General features: G+C 70.2%; 12 protein-coding genes and 1 pseudogene. 7 read left to right on the top strand and 6 right to left on the bottom strand.

The features are described from left to right. Window positions 1–3: 3 nt before the first annotated feature. Entirely contained in the window at window positions 4–972 is a 969-nt protein-coding gene (locus tag ACFWDI_RS38490; protein ID WP_385311485.1) for a DMT family transporter, read from the bottom strand. Window positions 973–1046: 74 nt separating this feature from the next. Here ACFWDI_RS38490 and ACFWDI_RS38485 point away from each other — a divergent pair, with 74 nt between their 5' ends. Next, window positions 1047–1991: a LysR family transcriptional regulator gene (locus ACFWDI_RS38485; RefSeq protein ID WP_385311483.1), complete on the top strand. Its 945-nt coding sequence runs from the start codon at window positions 1047–1049 to the stop codon at window positions 1989–1991. Between the two features lie 6 nt (window positions 1992–1997). Here the strand turns inward: ACFWDI_RS38485 and ACFWDI_RS38480 are convergent, their stop codons facing one another. Continuing rightward, window positions 1998–2465, bottom strand: coding sequence for a pyridoxamine 5'-phosphate oxidase family protein (locus tag ACFWDI_RS38480; RefSeq protein ID WP_385311481.1), 468 nt, complete (start codon window positions 2463–2465; stop codon window positions 1998–2000). A gap of 125 nt (window positions 2466–2590) precedes the next feature. On the opposite strand from ACFWDI_RS38480, the gene ACFWDI_RS38475 reads away from it, so the two are divergent. Next, on the top strand, window positions 2591–3241 hold the full coding sequence (locus ACFWDI_RS38475) for a cysteine hydrolase (RefSeq protein WP_385311479.1): 651 nt from the start codon (window positions 2591–2593) through the stop codon (window positions 3239–3241). Here ACFWDI_RS38475 and ACFWDI_RS38470 read toward each other — a convergent pair. Both ACFWDI_RS38470 and ACFWDI_RS38465 read right to left on the bottom strand, forming a co-directional pair. Continuing rightward, window positions 3228–3677, bottom strand: coding sequence for a Rieske (2Fe-2S) protein (locus ACFWDI_RS38470; RefSeq protein WP_362685749.1), 450 nt, complete (start codon window positions 3675–3677; stop codon window positions 3228–3230). The two genes, ACFWDI_RS38475 and ACFWDI_RS38470, sit on opposite strands and share 14 nt — an antisense overlap. 71 nt (window positions 3678–3748) lie before the next feature. After that, window positions 3749–5869: a prolyl oligopeptidase family serine peptidase gene (locus ACFWDI_RS38465; RefSeq protein ID WP_385311477.1), complete on the bottom strand. Its 2121-nt coding sequence runs from the start codon at window positions 5867–5869 to the stop codon at window positions 3749–3751. A 189-nt stretch (window positions 5870–6058) separates the two neighbouring features. Between ACFWDI_RS38465 and ACFWDI_RS38460 the strand changes: the two genes are divergently transcribed. Then, on the top strand, window positions 6059–6790 hold the full coding sequence (locus tag ACFWDI_RS38460; RefSeq protein ID WP_385311475.1) for a DUF2470 domain-containing protein: 732 nt from the start codon (window positions 6059–6061) through the stop codon (window positions 6788–6790). Window positions 6791–7040: 250 nt separating this feature from the next. On the opposite strand, the pseudogene ACFWDI_RS38455 reads toward ACFWDI_RS38460, so the two are convergent. Both ACFWDI_RS38455 and ACFWDI_RS38450 read right to left on the bottom strand, forming a co-directional pair. After that, a pseudogene (locus tag ACFWDI_RS38455) lies at window positions 7041–7124 on the bottom strand (amidinotransferase); the annotation flags it as partial. Window positions 7125–7212: 88 nt separating this feature from the next. Then, on the bottom strand, window positions 7213–8160 hold the full coding sequence (locus tag ACFWDI_RS38450) for a methionyl-tRNA formyltransferase (RefSeq protein WP_385311473.1): 948 nt from the start codon (window positions 8158–8160) through the stop codon (window positions 7213–7215). Window positions 8161–8410: 250 nt separating this feature from the next. Here ACFWDI_RS38450 and ACFWDI_RS38445 point away from each other — a divergent pair, with 250 nt between their 5' ends. The 4 genes from ACFWDI_RS38445 to ACFWDI_RS38430 all read left to right on the top strand — a co-directional run bounded on the left by ACFWDI_RS38445 (window position 8411) and on the right by ACFWDI_RS38430 (window position 26868). Next, complete coding sequence (locus ACFWDI_RS38445) at window positions 8411–9763, top strand: lysine N(6)-hydroxylase/L-ornithine N(5)-oxygenase family protein (protein ID WP_385311471.1); 1353 nt, start codon at window positions 8411–8413, stop codon at window positions 9761–9763. A gap of 95 nt (window positions 9764–9858) precedes the next feature. Further along, window positions 9859–10896 carry an iron-siderophore ABC transporter substrate-binding protein gene (locus ACFWDI_RS38440; RefSeq protein ID WP_385311469.1) on the top strand — a complete coding sequence of 346 codons (1038 nt, stop codon included), beginning with the start codon at window positions 9859–9861 and terminating at the stop codon, window positions 10894–10896. Between the two features lie 232 nt (window positions 10897–11128). After that, window positions 11129–26662 (top strand): amino acid adenylation domain-containing protein, encoded by a 15534-nt coding sequence (locus tag ACFWDI_RS38435; RefSeq protein WP_385311468.1) that lies wholly within the window; start codon window positions 11129–11131, stop codon window positions 26660–26662. Continuing rightward, complete coding sequence (locus ACFWDI_RS38430; protein ID WP_327322157.1) at window positions 26659–26868, top strand: MbtH family protein; 210 nt, start codon at window positions 26659–26661, stop codon at window positions 26866–26868. Before ACFWDI_RS38435 ends, ACFWDI_RS38430 begins: the two co-directional genes overlap by 4 nt. Window positions 26869–26915: the final 47 nt, after the last annotated feature.

Below are 26915 nucleotides of genomic sequence, written 5' to 3'. Positions count from 1 at the left end.
CAGTTACGGCTGAACAGCAGGTGCGGGCGCCTTCGGGCGGCTCTGGGTGAGCGCCGCGCCCGCGAGGACTATCAGCGCGCCCACCGGGGTGTTCCAGCTCAGCTGCTCGTCCAGGACCGCGACGCCGGCCGCGGTGGCGATGACCGGGATGAAGTACGTGACCATCTGCGCGGTCGTCGGGCCGACCTCGGCGACCAGGCCGTACTGGAGGAGCACTGCGAAGCCGGTGCCCAGCGCACCGAGTGCGATCACCGCGAGCAGTGGGACGAACGGGATGGACGTCGGCAAGGTGGTGAACAGCGGTGTGACCACCGCGAGTTGGACCGTCGCGAGAAACAGCTGGGCGCCGGTCAGGGAGAGGTTGGAGTTGCTGCTGCCGGCCAGGGTGCGGCGCACATAGATCCAGCCGATCGGATAGCTCAGCGAGGCGAGCAGGGCCATCGCCGTGCCGGTGAGGTCGAGCCCGGAGAAGCCCTGCCAGGCGCCGAGTACGGTCAGCACGCCGAGGAAGCCGATGCCGAGTCCGGCGACGCGGCGGCGCGTGGGCCGGTCCTCGGAGAGCGCGACCATGGACAGGGCCATGCCCCACAGTGGTGAGGTGGCGTTGCAGATGCCGGCCAGCGTCGAGGGGATCGTCAGCTCGGAGTAGGCGAAGAGTGAGAACGGCAGGGCGTTGAGGAGGAACGCGGCGACGGCGAGATGCATCCAGGTGCGGATCCCGCGCGGCAGCCGCTCCCGTCGCACCACCATGGCGACGGCCAGCACCGCCGTACCGAAGAGGAGCCGACCGAAGGTGACCTGAAAGGGCGCGTACGCCCCGGTGCCGACCTTGATGAGCAGGAAGCTGAAGCCCCAGACGGTCGAGAGCACCGCGAACCGGATGCGCCAGTCGAGGGTTCGTCGGCTGCGTACGGGGCCGACGGGTGTGCGCGCGGGGGCCGAGGAGGTCCGGGAGGGGACGGCGGTGCTCATGCCGTCCACCATCGCGGCTTCAACCTCGTAGGACAAGCGAGAATTGTTTGAGCTGTTCACGTAGCATCGCTTACATGTTGAATCTGGAGCGCCTGCGGACCCTCGATGCGCTGGCCCGCCACGGCTCGGTGAGCGGAGCGGCCGACGGCTTGCATGTGACGACCTCGGCGGTCTCCCAGCAGATGGCGAAGCTCGAGCGGGAGGTGGGCCAGCAGCTGCTGGCGAAGAACGGGCGCGGCGTTCGCCTCACCGACGCCGGCCGGCTGCTCGCCGACCATGCCGCGCGCATCCTGTCCCAGGTCGAGCTTGCGCAGTCCGATATCGAGGCGCAGCGAGGAGAGGCGGTCGGAGAGGTGAGAGTGGGCGCCTTCCCGACCGCCGCCCGCGGGCTCTTCCCGGCGGCAATGACGTCTTTGCGCGCAGCCCACCCCGAACTGCGCGTCCGCTCCCGCGAGTTGGAGCCCGAGCGGGCGATCAGAGAGGTGATCAGGGGTGACCTCGACCTCGCGGTCGTGCTCGACTGGAGCAATCGGCGGCTGCCCGTGTCGGGCGGGCTCGCGCAGGTCCATCTCCTCGATGACGTCCCCGATGTGGCCATGCCCGCGGATCATCCTCTGGCGGGCCGGGCGGAGGTGGATCTCGAGGAGTTCGCCGACGACGACTGGGTGTCCTGGCCGGAAGGCGAATTCTGTTACGACTGGCTGATGTTCACGCTGCGCTCGAAGGGCTTCGAACCGCGGATCGCGCATATGGCGGAGGAGCACCATACGCAGCTGGCGCTCATCGAGGCGGGGCTCGGGGTGTGCGTCACGCCCAGGCTCGGGCGGGGCTGGGTGCCTGAGGGCGTGCGGCTGGTACCCGTGCGACAGCGGATGCGCAGGCATATCTACGCGGTGTGGCGGGCGGACGCGGACCGCCGCCCGTCGATCCGGGCGGCGGTCGAGGCGCTGCGCGAGGCTGCCGTTTTGGCTGCGGAGGGATCCGACGGCGCGGCTGGATCCGACGAGTCGGCTGCGTGAGGCAGATCAGAGGGCTGACAGCTTCCTGAAGTCCCAGGACGCGATCGCGTCGGGAGTCAGCCGCAGCCAGGCGTGCCTGCCGTCGTGCGGCATCTCGTCCATGTCGAAATTCTTCCGTGCGAACAGCCTTTCCGGCACGTCCAGTTCGGGGCACGGCTCACCCGTACGCGGGGCCTCGCCGACGAAGACGGCGGTGCCGGAGAGCTCGACGCCGCGCAGCTCGCTGTACTCCTCGCCGTCGTCGACCACGACGGCGAGCTGTGGGTTGTGCCGCAATTCGGCCCAGCGGCGGCTGCGCGTGATGGAGTACAGCCACAGTGAGGTCCCGTCCCAGGCGAACCACAGTGCGCCCACATGCGGACGGCCGTCCGCGGAGACGGTGGCCACCCGGCAGGTGCGCTGCTCGGCCAGGAACTCGTCAAGCTCGCCGGGCGTCATCATGATGCGACGGCCCCGGCGCTGTGTGACGGCCATGAGCGGCCCCCTCCCTTTGGCTGACTAAGTGTCAGAAATCATGGGGGCTCTTCCTCCATCACGCAATGGCCGCTACTGTCGCGCGCCCAGTCCCAGTCCCGGTCCCAGTGAGATGAGGGGGAACTGTGCCGTCCTTCGAACAGCTAGCGGAACAGCTGGACCCGACCAGCACGGTGCTGCTCACCGTCGAGTGCCAGCAGGGAGTCGTCGGCAAGGACAGCGCCCTGCCCGAACTCGCCGCCGTGGCCCGCTCGTCCGGCGCGCTCCTCAACGTGTCACGTCTGGTCGCGGGCGCTCATGAAGCCGGTGTACAGGTGCTGCACGCCGTCGCCGAGCGGCGGCCCGACGGGCGAGGCGCCAACCACAACGCCCGGCTTTTCCGGGCTGCCGGGCGGCTGCCCGTCCAGCAGCACTCCGGCACGACGGCCGTCCGTATCGCGGCGCCGATAGAGGTCGCGGACGAGGACCTCGTCGTACGGAGACTGCACGGCCTGTCGCCCCTCGCCGGCACAGACGTCGACGCCCTGCTGCGCAACCTCGGCTGTCGCAGCCTGCTGATCACAGGAGTCTCGGCGAACATCGCCATCCCCAACGCCGTCTTCGACGCCGTCAACCTCGGCTATACGGCGGTCGTTCCGGGCGACGCCATCGCGGGGGTCCCCTCCGACTACACGCCCGCGATGATCCGTAACACGCTCGCGCTGGTTGCCACGATCACCACCACCGACGATGTGCTCGCCTGCTGGAAACGGTCGCGCCGCATCACACGAGCTTGATCGAGCCTCCGTCGACGGTGATCGACGCGGCGGGCAGCGGGGAAGTGGCCGGCCCGGTCTTGACGCTGCCGTCCGCCGCGTCGAACTGGCTGCCGTGGCACGGGCAGTGGATAGCGCCGTTGGAGACGTCCTTCACCGCGCAGCCCTGATGGGTGCACTTGGACGAGAACGCCTTGAACTCGCCCGGCTTCGGCTGAGTGACCACCACATCGCCGATCACCTTGCCGCCGCCCTCGGGGATGTCCGTGGTCTTGGCGAGAACCTTGCCGGCGACGTCCCCGCCTGCTTCGCCGCCGGCCGGCTTCTCGCCAACCGTCTGCCCGCCGTCGTCCGAGCCGCCGCACGCCGTCAGCGCGACGGCGAGACCGGCTCCGCCCACCGCGGCGACGACGGTACGGCGGGCGACGGTCCGCGCGGGCCCCTGCGATCCGGTCATGCTGGCTCCCTTTCAACGGCCGGCCTCGTCGGCCGGTTCGTGACGTGGTACGGGGAGCGGAGGCGAGATGTTCAAATTCTCAAGGATTTCTTGAGGAAGTCGACTTCGAGTGACAGAAGATTGCTGGCTGTGTCTTCCTGGGTGACCAGATGGGTCGCTCCGGAGAGCGGGAGCACACTGTGCGGGCGGCCCGCGGCGAGCAGCGCGGAGGAGAAGCGCAGCATATGGGCGACAGTCACATTGTCGTCGGCGATGCCGTGCACCAGCAGCAGCGGGCGGGTCAACTTGTGGGCGTGTGCGACGAGTGAGCAGCGTTCGTAGGTCTCGGGCGTCACGTCCGGGTGGCCGAGGAACCGCTCCTCCCAGTGCGTGTCGTAGAGCCGGCGGTCGGTCGGGGCGCCGCCCGCGATCGCCGCGTGGAAGATCTCGGGGTGGCGCAGCACGGCACCGGCCGCGAGATAGCCGCCGTACGACCAGCCGCGGATCGCCACCGCGTCCAGATTCAGCTCGGAGTGGTGGGTGGCGGCCTCGCGCAGTGCGTCGATCTGGTCCTCGAGGACGGGCGTCAGCCGGTCGCCGTACACGGACTTCTCCCACTCGCGGCCGCGGCCGGGAGTGCCGCGGCCGTCCGTGACCAGCACGGCGAAGCCCTGCTCGGCGAACCACTGGGAGACGGCCGTCCACCAGCCGCGTGCCCGCACCACCAGCTGGATCCCGTGCCCGGAGTACGGATTGAGGAGTACCGGCAGCTTGCCGGATCCGGGCTCGTACCAGGACGGGAGATACAGCTGGCTGCGCAACTGACGCTCGCCGAGCGTGAGGAAGACCGGGCGCGGCACGATCCGGGGCTCCTCGGCGAGCACGGCGATCTGCCCGGCCGGCACTCCGCCGTGCAGCACGGTCACGGTCTGCCCGTCGTCCGTCCTGCTGTTCAGTACGACCGTGTCGCCGCCGACCGCGGCGGTGTGGACGCCCGGCCTCTCGCTGACACGGACGAAGCCGGCGGCGGAGTCGTACGACCAGACGTGGGTCTCGGTCGGCTCCTCGCCGGCGGTGAAGAAGACCCGCTCCCCGACCGCGCCGAGGACCTCACGGACCTGGAGTCCGGCGGGGGTGGGGGTGCTCCCGATACGCAGGCCCTGCGTATCGTCCCGGCACCACGGGATGACGGGCGTGCCCGACGGGAGGCGAACCGGGGTGCCGGGCAGCAGCGACAGCCAGAGGTGGTCGCGGGCGTGGTGCTGCAGTTCCGTCGCTCCGGTTCCGGGGTCCACGGTCAGGATGTACTCCGAGCGCTGGTCGCGGGTCTGCACGGAGATCAGGGGGCCGTGGCTGTCCCAGCCTGCTGTGGTGACGTACTCGAAGGCGGGGTCGGTCCACGCCGCGGGGAAGTGGTGCTCGTTCGCGGCGGCCGGGATCTCTACCCCAACCCGCTCGCCGTCCAGCCGGACGATGTGCAGTGACACCTTCGCGTTCGCCGTCCCCGCCGCCGGATACGGCATCGACCTCGGCGGCTTCGTCGGATTCGCCGGGTCCGCGATGTACCGGCGCTGCACCGGCGAGTTGTCGACCCGCGCGACCAGCAACGCGTCGCTGTCCGGCGACCACCAGTAGCCGCGCGACCGTCCGATCGACTCCGCCGAGACATGGTCGGAGAGCCCATGGGTCACCTCGGGCCCCTCCGGCGCGGCCAGCATCCGGTCGTCCGTCCCGTCGGTCCGTACGACATGGAGGGCGCCGCCGGTGACGTAAGCGATCGAGGCACCGTCCGGGGCGGGGCGCGGGTCCACCACCGGTCCGGCGGCCGCGATGCTGCGCGGTTCTCCGCCGTCCGTGCGGACGACCCAGAGCTCACCGCCCAGTGCGAAGGCAACGACCCGGGCCTCCCGGTCGGTCGCGTACGCCACCACACCCGACGACATCTCCCTGGCGCGTTCCCTGCGGACCTTCTCCGCCTCCGGAATCTCCTCCTCCGTGGAGCCGCCGAGCGTTGGCGGGTCGGCGAGTATCCGCTCCTCGCCCGCCTCGTACAGCCACAGCCGGCTCACCGGGTCCATGCCGCCCGTGCTGCGTACGAACATCACGCGCGCACCGTCCGGCGAGACCGTGAACCGCTGCGGGACACCGAGTGAGAAGCGCCTGGTGCGGGCGAATTGGCGGGGGAATCCTTGGGCGTTCGGGTGGTCATCCATGGGGCATCCTTGCCATCCCCGCAAAGGCCATGACAAGCGAATTTCGGAGTGATCACCCGAGCACGCCCGAAGTGTTGTGGGGCGATGCAGGGGCTTCCGGGTTGGTGCGGGTTACGTAGCGACTGGCCGCCGAGATCTGTCATAGGTTGACTTAGGTAAGCCTAACTTAACCTATGAGGAGGGGGCGGGATGAGTGCTGTGGACGTGCGCACGGCCCAGCCGACCAACGGCGAGCGAGTCCGCACAGTGGTGGCCGCTGCGGGGTCGCTGATGGTGGTCACGGACAGGCACTCCTGCGAGCGGGCCGGTCTGCACACCCTGGACGACAGGGGACGGCTGTTGCTGCGAGTGCCGGACGATTGCGCACTGGCCGCCGAGGTCGCCCTCGCGCCACGCGGCATCGTGGGCGCAGTGCTGAAGTTCACCGATATCGCACCCACCGCGGTGCGCGATCGTGTGCGCGCCCGCGTGACGCTCACCGGCTGGTTCGCTCCGGTCGGCGGCAGCCCTCAGGAGCCCGGCGTCGAACTGCGTCTGGACTTCGCGCACGCCGAACTCGACACGGCGGGAGGAACGGTCACCGTCGGACTCGACGAACTCACCCTGGCCTGCGCCGATCCCTTGGCCGCCTACGAGGCCGACATGCTCACCCACCTCGTCGACGGCCACAGCGACGTCGTGACCCTGCTCACTCGACTCGTGGACCCGCAGCTCGTGCAGGGAGTACGTCGCGTCCTTCCGGTGTCACTGGACCGGTACGGGATGACACTGCGGCTCGAACACGCCACTACGCACCATGACGTACGACTGCCCTTCCCCGCTCCACTGAGAGACGCCGCAGAGGCCGGCGGCCAGGTCCAGGCACTGCTCGCCGCTGCCCGCTTCTGCCCTCGTCGGCTCGGGCCGCCGAGTCGGCCATGACCTCGTCGCGGCCCGGAGGGCCGCAGCCGGTTCCCACGGGCGAGCGGCGCCTCCGTGGATGATGCTCGGCGGGGCCGGTTCGAGGTGGGCGTGCAAGCGGCGCAGCAGGGATCGGAGTTGGGCGCCTGTGAATGGTTGCTGGGCTGACGCAGCCGCCGCCAAGAAAATATCGCCGCCGCGTGGATCGGATGATCCATGCGGCGGCGATGACCGGTCGGCCCCGGGGACCGTTGCGGGGCCGGCCGGCGGACTAGTCGGCCGAACGCAGCTCCAACGTGCAGCACTTCACGCTTCCGCCGGCCTTGAGAAGCTCCGACAGATCGACGCCGATCGGGTCCACGTCGAAGTGGGTGGGCCCGCACATGAGGTAGTGGCGCGGCCGTGCCGTACGCACTTCATGCATGGGTGTTGATCCCCCGGTCTCAAGAACGGCTGGTGAGGTACCCCCCCATGGAGCGGAAGTAGTCGCTCGCGGGTATCTCCTCGCCGTCCTCGGTGCGCACGCGCGTGATGGCCAGGCCGTGGTTGCGGCCGTTGCGGGCGTCGGCTCCGGCGACGATCACCACGCCGTCGCCCTCGCGGTAGAAGATGCGGCCGGGCGTGCCGCCGTAGCGGCCTTCGGACACGACCGCCGCCAGGATCTCGAGGCGCTTGCCCTTGTGGTGGGTGAAGGCGCTCGGATACGGAGCGGACTGGGCACGCACGAGACGTTCGAGGTCTGCGGCCGGCCAGCTCCAGTCGATGCGGATGTCCTCGGCGGACCGCTTGTGGAAGAAGCTGGCCTGCGACCGGTCCTGCTTGGTGAACTCGGTCTCGCCGGCGGCGATGCGGCCGAGTGCGCCGACCGTGACCGGGGCGATGAGGTCGACCGTCTTGTGGAACAGGTCGGTGGCCGTGTCCGTCGGCTCGACCGCCACAGCGCGCTGAACCACGATGTCGCCGGCGTCGAGCTCGTCGTCCATCATGTGCGCGGTGACGCCCACTTCACGCTCGCCGTTGATCAGAGCCCAGATCAGCGGGGAGAAGCCCGCGTACTTGGGCAACAGCGAGTCGTGCACGTTCAGCGTGCCGTGGCGGGGGAGGTCGAAGATGCGCGGAGGGATCCACGTCCGCCAGTTGTTCGCCACGATGATGTCGGGGGCGGCCTCCTTGAGGGCGGCGAACAGCTCCTCGTCATCAGGGCGGTTGCGGATCAGTACGGGAACGCCGTGCTGTTCGGCGAGGTCGGCGACGGAGTCGCTCCAGATCTTCTCGTATGCGTGCTCACTCTTGGGGTGGGTCACGACCATCACCACGTCGTGCTCGGAGTCCACGAGAGCGTGCAGGGTGCGGTGCCCCCAGGTCTGATAACCGAACATGACGACCCGCATGGGGTTCCTCCTCAGAGTGGCGATGGACCGGCGCATAAGTAAAGCAAGCCTTACCTAAGCACGCAACGAGGCAAGTTTTTGGGCTGTGTTTGCATCCATGGCTCACCGCTTGTCCGTTTTGCCCTGTCGACAGGCCCGTCAGATGAGGTTAGCTTTACCTAAGTTCCGCTCGGCCGCCGCTCCGTCGGTGTGCCCTGCTCCCGCTTCCCCAAACGCCTGACAAGCGGCTGCCCCGCACGATGGGAGTGACATGTCACAGGCTCTTCCTGACGACGCACCACCGATCCACGACCTCATAGGAATCGGCTTCGGGCCGTCCAATGTGGCCATGGCGATAGCGCTCAGCGAGCACAACGCACGCGTCGGCAGGCAGGAGGCGGTCACTGCTCACTTCTTCGAGCGGCAACCGCGCTTCGGCTGGCACCGCGGCATGCTGATCGACGACGCGACCATGCAAGTGTCCTTCCTCAAGGACCTGGTGACGCTTCGGAATCCGTCGAGTGAGTTCAGCTTCCTGTGCTACCTGCAGAGCAAGGGGCGGCTGGTCGACTTCGTCAACGGCAAGAGCCTCTTCCCGCTGCGGGTGGAGTTCCACGACTACTTCGAGTGGGCCGCGGCCCAGGTGGACGACATGGTGTCCTATGGGCACGAGGTCGTCGCCGTGCGGCCCGTCGTACGCGACGGAGTGGTGGAGTACGTCGATGTGACGGCCCGTTCGGGGTCGGAGGTGGTGGTCCACCGGGCACGCAACCTCGTGATCGGCACGGGTCTGCGGCCGCAGATGCCTCAGGGCGTCGACCGGACGGACCGGATCTGGCACAACTCCGACCTGCTGGCACGGGTGGATGGCCTGGATGACGCCCAGCCGTCCCGCTTCATCGTGGTCGGGGCCGGCCAGAGCGCCGCGGAGAACGTGGCCTTCCTGCACCGCCGCTTCCCCGAGGCGGAGGTCTGTGCCGTTTTCTCCCGCTATGGCTACAGCCCCGCCGACGACAGCAGCTTCGCCAACCGGATCTTCGACCCCGAAGCGGTCGACGAGTACTTCACGGCTCCTGACGAGATCAAGCACAAGCTGATGAACTACCACGGCAACACCAACTACGCCGTTGTGGACATCGACCTGATCGACGACCTGTACCGCCAGGCGTATCAGGAGAAGGTCCTGGGCACCGAGCGCCTCCGCTTCCTCAACGTGTCCCGGCTCACCGACGTCGTCGAGACCCCGGACAAGGTCCGTACGACGGTCGAGTCGCTGGTCACCGGAGAGAAGACTCCACTGGACGCCGATGTGGTGGTCTACGCCACCGGCTACCGGCCCGCCGACGCCCTTGGGCTCCTCGGCGAGGTCGGGGAGCACTGCCACCGTGACGACGACGGACGTGTCCGCGTCGAGCGCGACTACCGCGTCGCGACCGATGCCGAACTGCGGTGCGGAATCTACCTGCAGGGCGGCACCGAGCACACGCATGGCATCACGTCGTCCCTGCTGTCGAACACCGCGATCAGGGTCGGCGAGATCCTGGAGTCGATCGTGGACCGGCGCCAGGAGCCCGTCTCCGGCCAGGCCCGGCAGACCGCCGACGAGATCGGCATGCCCCTCTAGTAGTCCAGCCTCCCCCCACAGTCGAGCCTGCCCGGTGGCCGAATCGTGCCGGGCGGGTGTGGCACGCCCTGTGAAACCCCGTGAAAGGAAACACCGTGTCCACTGGTACACGCCCCGCGCTGACGAGGATCGTCAGAAACATCCCCCGCGTGGCCGTCGCCGCTGTCGCCGCGTTCGCCCTGACCGCCTGTGGGGGCGGGGCCGAGAAGACCGAGTCCAAGTCGTCCGAGGGGGCGAGCGCCAAGTCCGCGGCATTCCCGGTCACCATCGAGCACAAGTACGGCAGCACGACCATCGATGCGGAGCCGAAGAAGGTCGTCACTCTCGGCCTGTCCGACCAGGACGCGGTGCTGGCGCTCGGTGTCAAGCCGGTCGGTTCGGTCGACTGGTTCAAGGAGAAGCCGTACGGCAAGTGGCCGTGGGCCAAGGAGCTGTGGGGTTCCACGCCGCCGCAGATCGTGGGTGAGCGTGATGAGTACAACATGGAGAAGATCGCGGCGCTCAAGCCGGATCTGATCGTCGCTCAGTACTCGGGCATGAAGAAGGAGCAGTACGAGACGCTGTCCAAGATCGCCAAGGTGGTCGCCCAGCCCAAGGGCCACGAGGACTACCAGGCGCCTTGGCAGGACATGACCAAGCAGATCGGCAAGGCGCTGGGCAAGGACGCCGAGACCGAGAAGCTGATCGCCGGCATCGACGCGCGCTTCAAGGCCGTCCGCGACAAGCACCCCGAGTGGAAGGGCAAGACGGTCACCGTCGGCGAGCCCTACGAGCCGGGCAAGTTCTCCGCGTTCTCGCCCAAGGACCCGAAGGTCATCTTCCTGTCCGAGATGGGCTTCACCACTTCCGAGACGTACCGCAAGGCGCTGGGCAAGGAGAACATCGCCGACCTCAGCGCGGAGCGCCTCGACGTCATGGAGGCCGACCGGACGGTGTGGCTGGGCACCCCTGAGACGGAGAAGGCCATGAAGGCCGATCCGCTCTACAAGAAGACCAAGGTCCACCAGGAGAAGCGGGACCTGTTCCTGCCGTACGACAGCCCGGACATCGGCGCCGCGCTGTCCTTCAACACCGTGCTGAGCATCCCGTACGCCATTGACCAGGTGGTGCCGATGCTTGAGGCCATCAAGTAGAAGCGGAGAGCGCATCTCCTTCCTGTGCGGCGACCTCTCACAGTCGCGCCTGCCCGGTGGCTGTCCCCGCCGGGCGGGCGTGACGCGCACGGTGCCGGAAAAGCCGTACGCAGTCGACGTGATCGTGCTGCTTCTGGCCGACGCCACGTAACTACTCCTCACTGACGCACAACCAGGGAAAGGCCCTTCGACGATGTTTGACGCCGAGTCGGACCGGACATCCGCTGCCGGGATGCCCGTCACTGGTGGGCAATCCGGCATCTGGCTTGCCCAGCAGATCGAGCCGGACAGCTCGGCCTACAACATCTCGTTCGTCCTGGAACTGCGCGGCGACATCGACCTCGACCGCCTGGCTGCCTCGGTGCAGCACGCCGTCGGGGAGGCCGAGTGCCTGCATGTGAGCGTCAGCCCCGAGGACGGGGAACCACGCCAGACGCCCACGCGGTTCCCCGTCGACGTCGCCACCGTCGACCTGCGGCACGAGCCGGATCCCGAAGGCGCTGCCGCGGAGTGGACGGAAGCCGACCGTGACCGGCCCGCCGACCTCGAGCGCGGTCCGCTGTTCGCCCAGGCACTGCTCCGGCTCGCCGACGACCGCGTCCTCTGGTACCAGCGCTACCACCACATCGTCATCGACGGCGCAGGCATCGCGTTGATCACCCACCGGGCCGGTGAGCTCTACACCGCCGGTGAGGCGGCCGGTGACACCGAGTGGGCGCTGTCCCGGCTGGTGGACTCCGACCGGGCGTACCGTGCGTCCGAGCAGTACCGGACGGATCGCGCGTACTGGCTGAGCCGACTGGCCGACCGGCCGGAGCCCGTACGCCTCGTCGAGCGCGCGTCGGCGCAGATGACGCGGCGCCTGCGGCGCACGGCGGAGCTGTCACCACAGGACACCGCCCGGCTGCGGGTCGCCGCGGCGGGCACGGGCATTCGCCTGTCCCGCCTGCTGGTGGCGGCCGTGGCCGCCTACCTTCACCGTGCCACCGGCGAGCAGGACCTGGTGCTCGGCCTGCCGGTCACCGCCCGGCAGGGCGCCGAGTCGGGGGATGTCCCCGGCATGGTGTCCAATGTGCTCCCGCTGCGTGTCGCCGTCCGCGGGGGCATGACCGGCTCCGAGCTCGTGGAGGCGGTGCGATGCGCGATCGCCGGGACGGTCGAGCACGGTCGTTACCGTGCCGAGGACCTGGCGAGGGACCTGGGGCTGGTCGACGGCGTACCGGAACTCGTCGGTCCCACGGTCAACATCCTGCCCGGCGGCGAGGGGCTGCGCTTCGGCGATCACGAGGCCGACCTCAAGCCCGGTTGGCTCGGCCCGGTCAGCGATCTGGCGGTCACTGTCGACGAGTCCGGGGCGGGAGAGAGCATCCGTATCCACTTCGACGCGGACGCGGACGTGTGCGACCAGCGGACGCTGGACGACCACGAGCGCCGCTTCCTCATGCTGCTGGATGCCCTTGTCGAGGGAATGGACCGCCCCATCGGCCACATCGAGCTGACCTCCGGTGCGGAGCGGGCCCAGCTGCTCGACGGGTTCGGAGCCGCGCCACGCGAGGTGCCCGAACTGTCCTGGCCCGCCGCGTTCGAGCGGCAGGTGCAGCGCTCGCCGGATGCCGTCGCGCTCGTGTACGAGGACCGGGAACTGTCCTACGCCGAGCTCAATGCCGCCGCGAACCGCCTCGCCCGCCTCCTGGTCGCCCGGGGCGTACGCGAGGAGCACGTCGTCGCCGTGGCCGTGCCGCGCTCGCCCGAGCTGGTGGTCTCCCTGCTGGCGGTGATGAAGGCGGGAGCGGCATATCTGCCGCTGGACGCCGACCACCCCCAGGACCGGATTGCCTACATGCTGTCCGACGCCGGCGCGCGGACCGTCGTCACCACGCGCGAGCTGGCCGGCGAACTCCCGGAGGCACCCGGCGTCGAGCACGTCCTGCTCGACGGCCCGTCCGTGGCCGCCGAGTGCGCCGCGTCGGACGACTCGGACCCCGGCCTGCCGATCGCCCTGGACCAGGCCGCGTACGTCATCTACACATCGGGCTCCACCGGCCGCCCGAAGGGCGTTGTGGTCTCGCACGACGGGGTCGGCAGCCTGGTCGCCACCGCCACGGACCGCATCGGTATCGACGCGGACAGCCGCGTCGTGCAGTTCGCCTCGGTCGGCTTCGATGTGACGGTCTGGGACCTGATCATGTCGCTGTGCGTCGGCGGCCGGATCATCATCGTCCCCACCGAGCGTCGGGTCGCCGGGCCCGCCCTGACGGATTACATCGAGGAGCACCTGGCCACCCACATGATCCTGCCGCCTTCGCTCGTCTCGGCGCTGCCGCAGGACTGTGAGCTGCCCGAGGGCGCGGTGCTCGTGGTCGGCACCGAGGCGGTGCCGAGCGAGCTGATCGCCCGCTGGGGCGGGCGGCTGCGGGTCGTCGTCGCCTACGGCCTGACAGAGGCGACGGTCAACTCGACGCTGTGGCTTGCCGAGCCGGACCGGCAGGGCCCGGTACCGATCGGCCGACCCGACCCCAATACCCGTGCCTACGTGCTCGATTCGGCGCTGCGTCCGGTTCCTGTGGGTGTCGAGGGCGAGTTGTACGTCGGCGGGCGCGGCCTCGCCCGCGGCTACCTGGGCAGGCACGGGCTGACCTCGGAGCGGTTTGTCGCCGACCCGTTCGGGCCGTCGGGTGCGCGGATGTACCGCACGGGCGACCGGGTGCGCTGGAGTGCCGACGGCAACCTGGAGTTCCTCGGCCGCGCGGACGGACAGCTCAAGATCCGCGGTCACAGGATCGAGCCGGGCGAGATCGAGAGCGCGTTCATGGCCTGCCCGGGCATCGCCCAGGCCGCCGTCCTCGTACGGGAGGACCACCGGGGTGTGAAGCGCCTCGTCGCCCATCTGGTGGGTGACGGCGGCGCGGATGCCGACGCCTGCGTTGCGGCGGCGCGGGTACAGGTGGCGGAGGCGCTGCCGGACTACATGGTGCCGTCGGCCCTCGTCGTACTGGACGGACCCCTGCCGCTCACGCCCAACGGAAAGCTCGACACCCGGGCGCTGCCCGAGCCGCAGTGGACGGCGATGACCGGTGACGCCAAGCCGACGACGCCGGCCGAGGCGGCACTCGCCGCGCTGTTCGCCGAGCTCCTCGACCTTCCGTCGGTGGGCGTCCACGACAGCTTCTTCGAACTCGGCGGAGACAGCATCGTCGCCATCCAGCTGGTCTCCCGCGCCCGGGCCGGCGGACTGGCGATCACCCCGCGCGACGTGTTCCGCCACCGTACGGTGGCGGCCCTCGCGCGCATCACTGACGGTGTGGACACGCCGCCACGTGAATCCGGTGCGGTGCCCGAGCCGTTCTCCCTGGTCCCGCTGAGCGATGCCGAGCGTGCCAAGTTCGAATCCGCCGTCCCGGAACTCCTCGACGTCGTACCGGCCACTCCGCTGCAGGAAGGCTTCTTCTTCCATGCCGCCGTCGACGAGGGCGGGTCGGACGGCTACGCCGTGCAGGACACCCTCGAACTCGCCGGTGACGTGGACGCAGAGGCCCTGCGGGCAGCCACGCAGCGGCTGCTCGACCGCCATCCACTGCTGCGTGCCGCCTTCCGCCAGCGCTCGGACGGTCAGATCGTGCAGCTCATCGGCGAGCGTGTCGAGCTGCCGTGGCGTTACGCCGACCTGTCGGAACTCGACGTGGCAGAGCAGTCCACGGCCGCCGACGAGGCCACGGGTGCGGAGCGGGCGGAGCGATTCGACCTCGGAGTCCCGCCGCTGATGCGGGCCGCGCTGATCCGGCTCAGCGCTGAGCGGTCCCTGCTGGTGCTGACCATGCATCACATCGTGGTGGACGGCTGGTCGGTTTCGCTCATCATGCGTGAACTACTGGACGGCTACCGCCCCGGCGCCTCGGCTGAACCGTCCGCGCCGGTCACGTCGATGGCGACCTACCGGGCGTACGCGGGGTGGCTCGCCGGCCGTGACCGGGAGCCGGCGCTCGGCGCGTGGCGCGACGCGTTGGCGGGCCTCGACGCCCCGGCCAGGCTGCCCGTCCGTGCCGGGGACGCGAGCCCTGCCGAGGCAGGCGGGATCACCCTTGAGCTCTCCGCGGAGGCCACGACGGCGCTCACGGCTCGGGCCCGGCAGCTCGGGCTGACCCTGAGCACCATCGTGCAGGGCGGGTTCGGCCTGGTGCTCGGTGATGTGGTCGGCTCCCAGGACCTGGTCTTCGGGACCACGGTCTCCGGACGGCAGGCCGCCGTCGAGGGCATCGAAGCGCTGGTCGGCCTGCTGATCAACACCGTGCCCACCCGGCTGCGGTGGCGTCCGGAGCAACCGGTCGCCGAGCTCCTGGCGGGGTTCCAGGACGCCCAGGCCGACCTGCTGGACCACCAGCACCTCGGACTCGCCGACATCCAGCGGGCCGTCGGCCGGGGTGAACTGTTCGACGCGCTGGTCGTGGTGGAGAACCTGCCCGACGCGGGCGAGCCGACCGATCCGGCGGGCCAGGTCCGCATCGTCGGATCGCACATCCGCGACGCGGTCCACTACCCGCTCGCGCTCACCGTGCTCCCTGGTGAGCGACTTGAGCTGCGGCTCGAACACGACCCCTCCCGGCTGGACGCCACGGCTGCAGAGCGGTTCGTCACCCGGCTGCGGGCGCTGCTCGAGCAGGTGATCGCCGACCCCCGGCTCCCGGTCGCGCAGCTGGCCGCGCAGTCGGCCGAAGAGCGGCGGAGCACGCTCGACCGCCTCACCGGAGCGGAACACGCGTTGCCCACCGGCACGGTGCACGGAGCATTCGCCGAACAGGTCCGCCGCACCCCTGACGCGACCGCTCTGAACCACGACGGCGAGCGGACGACCTATGCCCAACTGGACGAGCGGGCCGAGGCACTGGCGCACCGGCTGTCGGCCCAAGGCGTGGGCCCCGAGTCCATCGTGGCCGTCGCTGTTCCCCGCTCGGCCGAGACGCTGGTCGCCCTGCTCGGTGTGCTCAAGGCGGGTGCGGCCTATCTGCCGGTCGACATCGACTACCCGGCCGACCGGGTTCGCTACATGCTCGCCGACTCCGGGGCACGAACGGTCGTCGCCACCGAGGAGTCCTGGGCGCGCCTGCCCGAACTGGCGGACGTGACACGGGTCCTCCTCGGCGAGGGCCACCACGGGGCAGCTGATCCGGCTCCCGCCGCGCCCGGCACCGTACTCGTCCATCCGGACAACGCCGCGTATCTGATGTACACCTCGGGGTCGACCGGTCGGCCCAAGGGCGTTGTGGTGACGCATCGAGCGGTTGTCGGACAGTTGGCCTGGACGGCCGAGCAGTTCGGATTCGGTCCGGGCGAGCGAGTGCTGCACCAGTACTCGACCAGCTTCGACCCGTCGGTGCAGGAGATCTTCGCTCCGCTGCTGACTGGTGGGACCGTCGTGATCGCCAGGCCGGACGGCCACCGCGATCCGGCGTATCTTGCCGAGCTCATCCGCCGCGAGCAGGTCACCAATGTCGATCTGGTGCCCTCCCTGTACGGCGCGCTGCTCGCGGAGGAAGAAGCCGGTCAGTGGTGGGTGAGCCTGCGCAGGGCGTTCAGCGGGGGAGAGGCGCTGCCGGTTCCCCTCGCGCGGCGCTGGCGGGAGCGCACCGGGGTGCCCCTGTTCAACGTGTACGGGCCGACCGAGGCCGTCATCCAGGTCACCAGTTGGGATTCGGGCTCCGAACCGGGTGAGCAGGGCACCGTACCCATCGGGCGTCCGGTGTGGAACACCCGGCTCCACGTACTCGACCGGTACCTCCGCCCCGTCGCGGAGGGGGAGTCCGGCGAGCTCTACATCGCGGGCGCGCAACTGGCCCGCGGTTACCACGGACGCACCGCGCTGAGCGCGGAGCGCTTCGTCGCCGATCCGTACGGCGGGCCGGGGGAGCGGATGTACCGCACCGGAGACATGGTTCAGTTCAGTGGAGACGGTGTGCTCACCTACCTCGGGCGCACCGACCACCAGGTCAAGATCAGGGGAAACCGGGTGGAACTCGGGGAAATCGAAGCGCGGTTGCGCGATGAGCCGGCCATCGGTGATGTGGTGGTCGTGGCCCGCGACGACGACCGTGGAGTCAAGCAGCTGGTGGCCTACATGGTCCCCGCCACCGGAGCGGCTCTGGATGTCGCCGCCGTACGGAGCACGCTCAGCGGTTCGCTGCCCGCGCCCATGGTTCCCAGCCACTTCGTGGAGCTCGACGCCCTGCCGTTGACCCCGGGCGGGAAGATCGACCACAAGGCCCTTCCCGCCCCCGAGGTCCGGAGCAGGCGGCAGGGACGTACGGCGCGCGAGGGCCGCGAGCGGCAGCTCTGCGCGATCTTCGCCGACGTGCTCGGGATCGACGGGGTCGACGCGGACGAGGACTTCTTCGTGCTCGGCGGGGACAGCATCCTGTCCATGTCGGTCTCCAGCCGCGCCCGCAGGGCCGGCCTGGCGATCAGCCCGCGCGACGTATTCGAACACCGCACGCCGGCCGCGCTGGCGGCCACGGTCCTCGGCACGGAGGATGCCGCACCCGCGGCCGTCGCCGATTCCGACGGTGTGGGCGACGTGTCGCTGCTGCCCATCGTCCACCAGCTCCGCGAGGACGGCGGAACGGTCAACCGCTTCAACCTGTCGATGCTGCTCCAGGCACCCGCCGCAGCCGACACCGACTCTCTGACGCGGGTTCTGCAAGCGATCCTGGACCACCACGACGGTCTGCGGCTCACGCTCTCCCGCATGGATCTCGGCCCGGCGATTCCCGCGCTGTGGTCGGCCCGGACGCTTGCCGTGGGTTCCGTGGACGCGGCTGCGCTGCTGCGGCGCGTCGATGTACGTGACCTCGACGACGTCGGACTCCGCACGGTGATCGCCGAGGAGTCCGACGGTGCGGCCTCCCGGCTCGATCCAGATGGCGGCACCATGCTGCAGGCGGTCTGGTTCGACGCGGGCGGCGACCGGCCGGGCCGACTGCTGCTCGCCGTCCACCACCTGGCGATCGACGGCGTGTCCTGGCGTGTGCTGCTCGGTGATCTCGCCGCCGCGTGGGACGCCGCCTCGCAGGGGGAGCGGCCTGTCCTGGAGCCGGTGCCCTCGTCACTGCGGCGGTTCGCACGGGACGTCGCCGAGCAGGCGACCTCACCGCAGCGGCAGGCCGAACTGCCGTACTGGGCAAAGACCCTGGCGCCCGGAGCCGAACTGGTCGCCGGTGCCACCCGTACCGGAACAGCCGGTTCGGCGCGGGAACACGTCGTGTCCCTGTCCGTCGAGGACACCCAGGCGCTGCTCACGGCGGTACCCGCCGCAGCCGGAGCCGATGTCACCGAAGTCCTGCTCACCGCACTGCGCCTCGCAGTGTCGCGCTGGCGCGGCGAGCGGGACGGCGAGCAGGACGGCGACCTGCTGGTGGATCTCGAACGGCACGGGCGCGACGGGGCCGACATGGACCTGTCGCGCACCGTGGGCTGGTTCACCAGCCTGCATCCCGTACGCCTCCCCGCCGCCGACGGCGCACTTGACGTGCTCAAGTTGGTCAAGGAGTCCGTGCGGTCGGCACCGGACTCGGGCGCTGGGTACGGCATGCTGCGCTACCTCAACCCGCAGCTCGCGCCCGTCTTCACCCAACTGTCCAGCGCCCAGGTGCTGTTCAACTACTTCGGCCGGCTCCCCGCCGAGCAGATCCGGGACTGGGCGCCCGCGGTCGAGGCCGACGCACTGTCCGTGGAACCCGACGCCGACCTGGCCATGCCGTATCCGCTTCAGGTCAACGCGGTGTGCGCCGATACCCCCCACGGCCCCGAGCTGCGCGCCACCTGGACCTGGCCGGCGGGCGACGCGCTGACCGAGGAGGACGTACAGGCACTCGGCCGCGAGTGGGCGGTGGCACTGTGCGAACTCATCGCCCAGGTGTCGCAGTCCGGCTCGGCGGCACGGGCTCTCACGCCGTCGGACGTGCCGCTGGTCCAGCTCACCCAGGCCGACATCGACCTGGTCGAGCGCGTCAGCCCGGTGACCGTCGCCGACGTCTGGCCGCTGTCACCGCTGCAGGAAGGCATCCACTTCCACGCCAGCTACGACACGTCCGCGCTGGACGTCTACACCGCGCAGGACAACTTCGACTTCGACCACCGCCTTGACGCCGAGCGGCTCCGCGCGGCCTGCGCGACGCTGCTGCGCAGGCACCCGAGCCTGTGCGCGGGTATCACCAGTGACGGCCTGCCCGGGCCCGTGCAGTTCGTCTGTTCCGCGGCCGAGGTGCCGGTGCCGCTGACCGAGGTGGATCTGACCGGCCTGAGCGAGCAGCAGCGGCAGGTACGCCTCGCCGAGATCGCCGAGGCCGGCCGACGGGAGCGGTTCGACCTGGCCGCGCCCCCGCTGTTCCGGCTCAAGCTGATCCGGCTCACCGAGAACACCGACCGTCTGATGCTCAGCCACCACCTGGTGGCCTGGGACGGCTGGTCGCAGTCCGTGTTCCTCGACGAACTGCTGGGGCTCTACGCCGCGGCCGGCGACGACACCGCGCTGCCCGTACCCGGCAGCTACCGTGACTATCTGAGCTGGCTCGCCGAGCAGGACTTCGACGCGGCCCGTGAAACGTGGCGCCACGCCCTGGCCGGACTCGACGAGCCCACGCTGGTGGCGCGGAACCGGGGGGACGAGCCGACGATCCCGCGGCGGCGTACCTTCGATCTGTCCCCGGAGCTCAGCGATCGCCTGCGGGCATCCGCCCGTGAGCACGGACTGACGATCAACGCGGTGTTGTCCGCCGCGTGGGCGCTCGTCCTGTCCGCGACGGTGGGCCGTGACGACGTGGTATTCGGCGCCACGGTCGCCGGACGGCCTGCGGACGTGTCCGGTGTGGACACGGCGATCGGCATGTTCCTCAACACGGTGCCCCTGCGGGTCACGTTCGACCCCGACGAGCCGGTCGCGGAGCTGCTGCGCCGTATGCAGTCCGAGCGGGTCGCGCTGATGGACCACGAGTACCTCGGCCTGGCCGAGCTGCAGCGGGCCGGCGGCCACAACACGCTCTTCGACACCCTGTACGTACTCCAGAACTTCGCCGACGAAGGCGCGTTCCGGCAACTGACCGAGCGTCACGGCATCACCGGCGTGGGCAGCGTGGACGCCACCCACTACCCCATGACCCTGATCGTCAATCCGGCCGAGGTCGTTCAGGCGAAGCTGGAGTACCGCCCGGACCTGGTCGGCGACGAGCAGGCCGCAGCCACGCTGGAGCGCTTCGGCACCCTCGTGGAACGTCTGATCGGCGATCTGTCGGCGCGCGTCGGTTCCCTGGACCTGCTGCTGAACGGTGAGCGGGAAGCTCTTGCCGCCGAGTGGGCGGGCAGCCGTGACTCCGTGCCGAACGAGACCGTCGCCGACATGCTCGCGGCACAGGTCGCCCGCACCCCGGACGCCGTGGCGCTGGTGTTCGGCGAGCGCGCACTCACCTACGCGGAGCTGGACGCGCAGATCAACCGGCTCGCCCGGCTGCTGCTCGCCCGTGGCGCGGGACCCGAGCAGGCGGTGGCACTGGCGCTGCCGCGCTCGATCGAGATGGTCGTGGCGCTGTTCGCCGTGCTGCGCACCGGCGCCGCCTACCTGCCCCTCGACCTCGACCACCCCGCCGACCGGCTGCGCCTGATGGTCGAGGACACCGGGCCCCTGTGCCTGCTGTCCACGACGGCGGTCGCCCCGACGCTGCGAGGGGAGGAGGGAGCCCTCGCCCCCGAACTCCTGCTGGACGACCCGGCCGTCACCGCGGAGCTTGCCGGTCTCCCGTCGGGGGAGGTCACGGACGCCGAGCGGCCCGCGTTCGCGCACGGTGTGGAGAACCGGCTGGAGTACCCCGCCTACGTCATCTACACCTCCGGCTCGACCGGCAAGCCCAAGGGCGTCGTCACCCCGTACCGCGGGTTGACGAACATGCAGCTCAATCACCAGAAGGAAATCTTCGACCCGGCGATCGCCTCGGCGGGTGGACGACGGCTGCGCATCGCGCACACCGTCTCCTTCGCCTTCGACATGTCCTGGGAGGAGCTGCTCTGGCTCGTCGAGGGGCACGAGGTCCATGTCTGCGACGAGGAGCTGCGCCGCGACGCCGAAGCCCTTGTGGCGTACTGCGACGAGCACCGCGTCGACGTGGTCAACGTGACGCCCACCTACGCCCAGCTGCTGATCGAGGAGGGCCTGCTCGACCAGGACGAGACCGCAGGCAAGCACCGGCCCGCACTCGTCCTGCTCGGCGGCGAGGCCGTGTCCGACACGGTGTGGACGCGACTGCGCCGCACCGAGGGCACGTACGGCTACAACCTGTACGGGCCTACCGAGTACACGATCAACACGCTCGGCGGATCCACCACGGACAGCCCGACCCCGACGGTCGGTATGCCCATCCGCAACACCCGGGCCTATGTGCTCGACGCGATGCTGCGCCCCGTCCCGCCGGGCTGCCCCGGTGAGTTGTACATCGCCGGAACCGGCCTCGCCCGTGGCTACCACAGCCGCGCCGGCCTGACGGCGGAGCGGTTCGTTGCCGACCCGTTCGGTGCCCCCGGCGAGCGGATGTACCGCACCGGCGACCTCGTCCGGCAGCGCCCGGACGGCCTCATCGACTTCCTCGGCCGTACCGACGACCAGGTCAAGATCCGCGGATACCGGATCGAACTGGGCGAGATCTCCTCGGTCCTGTCCGCGCGCCCCGAGGTCGCGCACGCCGCGGTCGTCGTGGCGGAGAGTGCCGGGACGAAGCGCCTGGTCGGCTATGTCGTACTCGAGGAGGGTGAAGCAGAGGACGACGCGTTGCTCCAGCGGCTGCGCGAGCACCTGAAGGCCGGCCTGCCCGACTACATGCTCCCCGCCGCGCTGGTGGCGGTGGAGACACTTCCGCTGACCGTCAACGGCAAGCTCGATGTCAAGGCCCTGCCCGCCCCGGACTTCGCAGGGCCGAGCACCAGCCGCCCGCCCAGGTCGCCGCAGGAGGAGACGCTCTGCGCGCTCTTCGCCGAAGTCCTCGGACTCGCCGAGGGCAGCGTAGGCATCGACAGCAACTTCTTCGAGCTCGGCGGCCACTCACTACTGGCCACCAGGCTGATCAGCCGCGCGCGCACCGCGCTGAAGGCGGAGCTGGCGATCCGCGACCTGTTCGAGGCGCCGACCGTCGCCGAGCTGGTGGAGCGTGCGACCGGCTCGCCCACCGCCGACCGACCGACGCTGACGGCCGGTGAGCGGCCCGCCGAGCTGCCGCTGTCCCACGCCCAGCAGCGGCTGTGGGTCATCCAGCAGATCGAGTGCACCTCGGCCGCCTACAACTTCCCGCTGGTGATGCGGCTGCGCGGCACCCTCGATGTGGACGCGTGGCGGGCGGCGCTGGCCGATGTGACGGTACGTCACGAAGCGCTGCGCACGGTCTTCGCCGAGCGCGACGGCCAGGCGTTCCAGCGCGTTCTGCCCATCGAGCAGGCGCACCCGGTGGTGGAGTGCGTCCGCGCCGGCGAGGACGAGGTGGCCGGCATCGTCGACGCCGCCATCAACCGTCCGTTCGATCTCGCCGCAGAGCTGCCGCTGCGGGCGACCATCGTCGAGGTGGCGCCCGAGGACCACGTCGTGGTCCTGCTGCTGCACCACATCACCACCGACGAGTGGTCGGACCGGCCCTTCCTGCGCGACCTGGCCACCGCCTACGCCGCCCGCCGGTCCTGCTCGGCGCCGGAGTGGGAGCCGCTGCCCGTTCAGTACGCCGACTACGCGCTGTGGCAGCAGCGGCTGCTCGGTGACCCGGCCGACCAGCAGACCCTGGCCGCCCGCCAGCTGGAGTACTGGCGCACGACGCTTCAGGGGGCTCCCGAGGAGATCGAGTTGCCGGCCGACCGGCCCCGGCCCGCCCGCCCGGCCTTCTCCGGAGCCGAGCTCGACATCGACTTCGACACCGCGGCCTACCAGGGGCTGAAGCGGCTGTCCCGGGAGAGCGGCGCCAGCATGTTCATGGTGGTGCACGCGGCAGTCGCCGCGCTGCTCCACCGCATGGGCGCCGGTACGGACATCCCCCTCGGCTCGCCCATCGCCGGGCGCAGTGACGAGGCGCTCGACGACCTGGTCGGCTTCTTCGTCAACACACTCGTACTGCGGGCCGACCTCAGCGGCGATCCGAGCTTCACCGAACTCTTGGCGCGGGTCCGCGACACCGACCTGGCCGCGTTCTCCCAAGCGGACGTGCCGTTCGAGTCCGTCGTCGAGAAGCTGAACCCGACGCGCTCGCTCGCCCGCAACCCGCTGTTCCAGGTGATGGTCGGCTACCACAACCGCACGGGCGACGAACTGGAGCTGCCCGGGCTCGGTGTGGAGTACGTGCCGTTCCGGATCAAGTCGGCCAAGTTCGACCTCGTGTTCAGCTTCAGCGAGCAGGTCGGCGCCGGCGGGGACGAGGGCGCGCTCAGCTGCCGCCTGGAGTTCGCCACCGAGCTGTTCGACCAGGAGACCGCCGAGCGGCTCGGCGACCACCTGAGGCGACTGGTCACGGCGGTGGTCACCGAACCGGAAGCCCCGGTCTCCCGGGCGGATGTACTCGCTGCCGACGAGCGGCAGCTGGTCCTGGAAGGCTTCAACGCCACCGAGCGGGTGGTCGACGAGTCCTCGCTGCCGGCCCTGTTCGCCCGGCGTCTTGCCGAGCGGCCCGACGCTGTGGCCGTCGTGGAGCGGTCCAGGTCGGTGAGCTATGCACAGCTGGACGCCCGATCCAACCGGATCGCACGGCTGCTGGCCACGCGCGGGGTGGGCGCCGAGAGCGTGGTCGGCGTGGCCATGCCCCGTTCGGCCGACATGGTCGCGACCGTGCTCGCCGCGCTCAAGCTGGGCGCAGCGTTCCTGCCGCTCGACCTGGTCCATCCGGCCGACCGGCTCGCCTACATGATCGAGGACTCCAGGGCCGCCCTCGTCGTCGGCACCGAGCAGGTGGCAGGGAAGATCCCCGAAGTGGCGGGCGTACCGACGGTGCTGCTCGACGCACCGCAGGCCACGGCTGAACTGGACCGGCTGGCAGAGTCCGAGGTGGATGGTCTGCCGGTGAGCCTGGACCAGGCGGCGTACGTGATCTACACGTCCGGTTCGACCGGCCGGCCCAAGGGCGTGGTCGTCCCGCACGAGGGCATCTCCAGTCTGGTCGCCACCGCGGTCGACCGGATGGGCCTGGAACGCGACAGCCGCGTACTGCAGTTCGCCTCGATCGGCTTCGACGTCTTCGTGTTCGAACTGTCGATGGCGCTGTGCCACGGCGGCCGGCTCGTGCTCATATCCGACGAGGCGCGCGTCGCCGGACCGGCGCTCACCGACTTCCTCGCGGACCAGCGGATCACTCACATGATTCTTCCGCCGTCCCTGGTGTCGGCGCTGCCGGCGGGCTGCGAGCTGCCCGAAGGGTCGACCATCCTGGTGGGCACCGAGACCGTGCCGCCGGACCTGTTCGACCGCTTCGGTGCCACGGCCAACCTGATCTGCGCGTACGGGCTCACCGAGGCGACGGTCAACTCCACGCTGTGGCGCGCCCGGCAGGCTGGGGGTTCCCCCGGCCGAAGGCCAGGGGGAGGACGTCCCACCGGGCGCGTGCCGATCGGCCGGCCGGACCCCAACACGGTCTGCTACGTGCTGGACGCCAACCTGTGCCCGGTCCCGCAGGGCGTGGTGGGCGAGCTGTACGTGTCCGGACGCGGACTCGCCCGCGGCTACCTCGGCAAGTCCGCGCTGACCTCCGAGCGGTTCGTCGCCGACCCGTTCGGCCCGCCCGGCAGCCGGATGTACCGCACCGGTGACCGCGCCCGCTGGCGCACCGACGGCAACATCGACTTCCTCGGCCGGGTCGACAACCAGGTGAAGATCCGCGGTTTCCGCATCGAGCTCGGCGAGATCGAGGCGGCACTCGCCGGCCACCCGGCGGTCAGTCAGGCCGCTGTGGTGCCCGACCGTGTGGGCGACATCGTGCGTCTTGTGGCCTACGCCGTCCCGGAGAGCGGCCACCGGAGCGGGGAGCTCGACCCGCAGGCGCTGCGTACGTACGTCGCCGGGCTGTTGCCCGAGTACATGGTGCCCGCCCTTGTGGTGCCGCTGGACGGTCCGCTGCCGCTGACCCCCAACGGCAAGCTGGACCGGAAGGCGCTGCCCGCACCGGACTGGTCCGGGATGACCGGTGACGCCCGCCCGGCCACCGAAACGCAGACCCGCCTGGCCGAGCTGTTCGGCGAGATCCTGAAGCTGGAGGACGTGGGTATCCACGACAACTTCTTCGCGCTGGGCGGCCATTCGATGGCCTCGATGCGGCTGCTCGGCCGGATCCGCTCCGAGTTCGGGGTCGAACTGAGCATCCGGGACGTCTTTGACGCGCTGACTGTCGCCGGTATCTCCGCCAAGCTCGAGGGAGCGTCGGCCGCCCGGCCGCCGCTGCGCCCGGTCGAGCACGTGGAGGGTGCTCCGCTGCCGGTCGCCCCCGTACAGCGGTGGCAGTGGTCGTCATACCGACGGCACTCCGGCTTCGACCACGCACTTGTGCTGCGCTCGCCCGGAGGGCTGGAAGGCGACGCGCTCGCGGCCGCGCTTGGCGACGTGGTGGCACGGCACGAGCCGCTGCGCACCGTCTTCACCGAAGGGGACGGAGCCGTTCACCAGCAGGCCGCGCAGCCCCCGGCCCTGGAGCGGGAGCAGTGCGTCGACCTGGACGCACGGCTCGCCCAACTCGCCGCGCAGGCCCCGGACCTGTCGCAGGAACCGCCCCTGCGGGCCCGGCTGCTCACCGGCGCGGACGGCACGCAGGCGGTACTGCTGACGATGCACTACCTCGCCGTGGACGAATGGTCGGTGGTGCCCCTGTTCCGCGACCTCACCACGGCGTACCAGGCCAGGACGGTCGGCCGGGAGCCCGGGTGGGAGCCGCTGCCGGTCGCATACGCCGACTACACCCACTGGGCACACGAGGTGCTCGGCGATCTCGCCGACCCCGACAGCCTGGGCGGGCGGCAGCTGGCGTACTGGCGGCAGACGCTGAAGGACCTACCGCGGGAGCTGGCGCTGCCGACGGACCGTTCGCGTCCGGCCGCACCCGGCCTGCCCGGCAGTGGTGGTGACTACGTCGGATTCGTGCTCGACGAGCAGCTCCACGCCGACGTGGACAAGCTCGCCCGGGCGACCGGCACCAGCATGTTCATGGTCCTGCACTCGGCACTGTCGGCACTGCTCACCGCCCACGGTGCGGGCACCGACCTGCCCATCGCCACCATGGTCGCCGGCCGCGCCGACGACCAACTGGCCGACCTGGTCGGCTGCTTCTTCAACACCGTGGTGCTGCGCACCGACACCGCGGGGGACCCGACCTTCGCGGAGCTGCTGACCCGGGTGCGGGAGACGACGCTCGGTGCCCTGGACCGGCAGGACGTGCCGTTCGACGAGGTCGTACGGGTGACCGGACTGCCCCCGGAGGGACCGCAGGTCATGGTGATCCACCATGAGCAGGCCGACCTCGACGAACTCGAGGGCGGCATGGGCTCGTTCCATGCCGTGCCCACCGGCTCGGCGAAGGCGGAGCTGACGCTCAGCTTCTACGAGCCGCGCGGCGACGGGCCCGTGCACTGCGAGCTGATCCACGCCACCGAGCTGCTCGGCCGCGCCAAGGCGCGCCGACTCGCCGACGAACTTCAGGCGCTGCTGCGGAAGGTGGCAGCCGACCCGGAACAGCCGCTGTCGGAGCTGTTCACCGTAATGTCCATGAGGAGTGAGAACGCATGACCACCAACCCGTTCGAGGACCCGCAGGGCCGCTTCAAGGTCCTGACCAACGACGAGAACCAGCACTCGCTGTGGCCGTCCTTCGCCGAGGTGCCGGCGGGGTGGCGGACCGTCTTCGGTGAGGACACCCGGGACGCCTGCCTCGCCTACGTGGAGGCGAACTGGACCGATTTGCGGCCCACGAGCCTGATCGCGCAGCAGGGCTGACCCTCCTGGAACCACGTCGCCGCCTGCGGTGAGGACGTCTCCTCACC

This window comes from Streptomyces sp. NPDC060064 (assembly GCF_042736455.1).
Lineage (GTDB): Bacteria > Actinomycetota > Actinomycetes > Streptomycetales > Streptomycetaceae > Streptomyces.
Note: the sequence above shows the minus strand (reverse complement) of the source record. Positions and strands in the feature narration are given on the sequence as shown.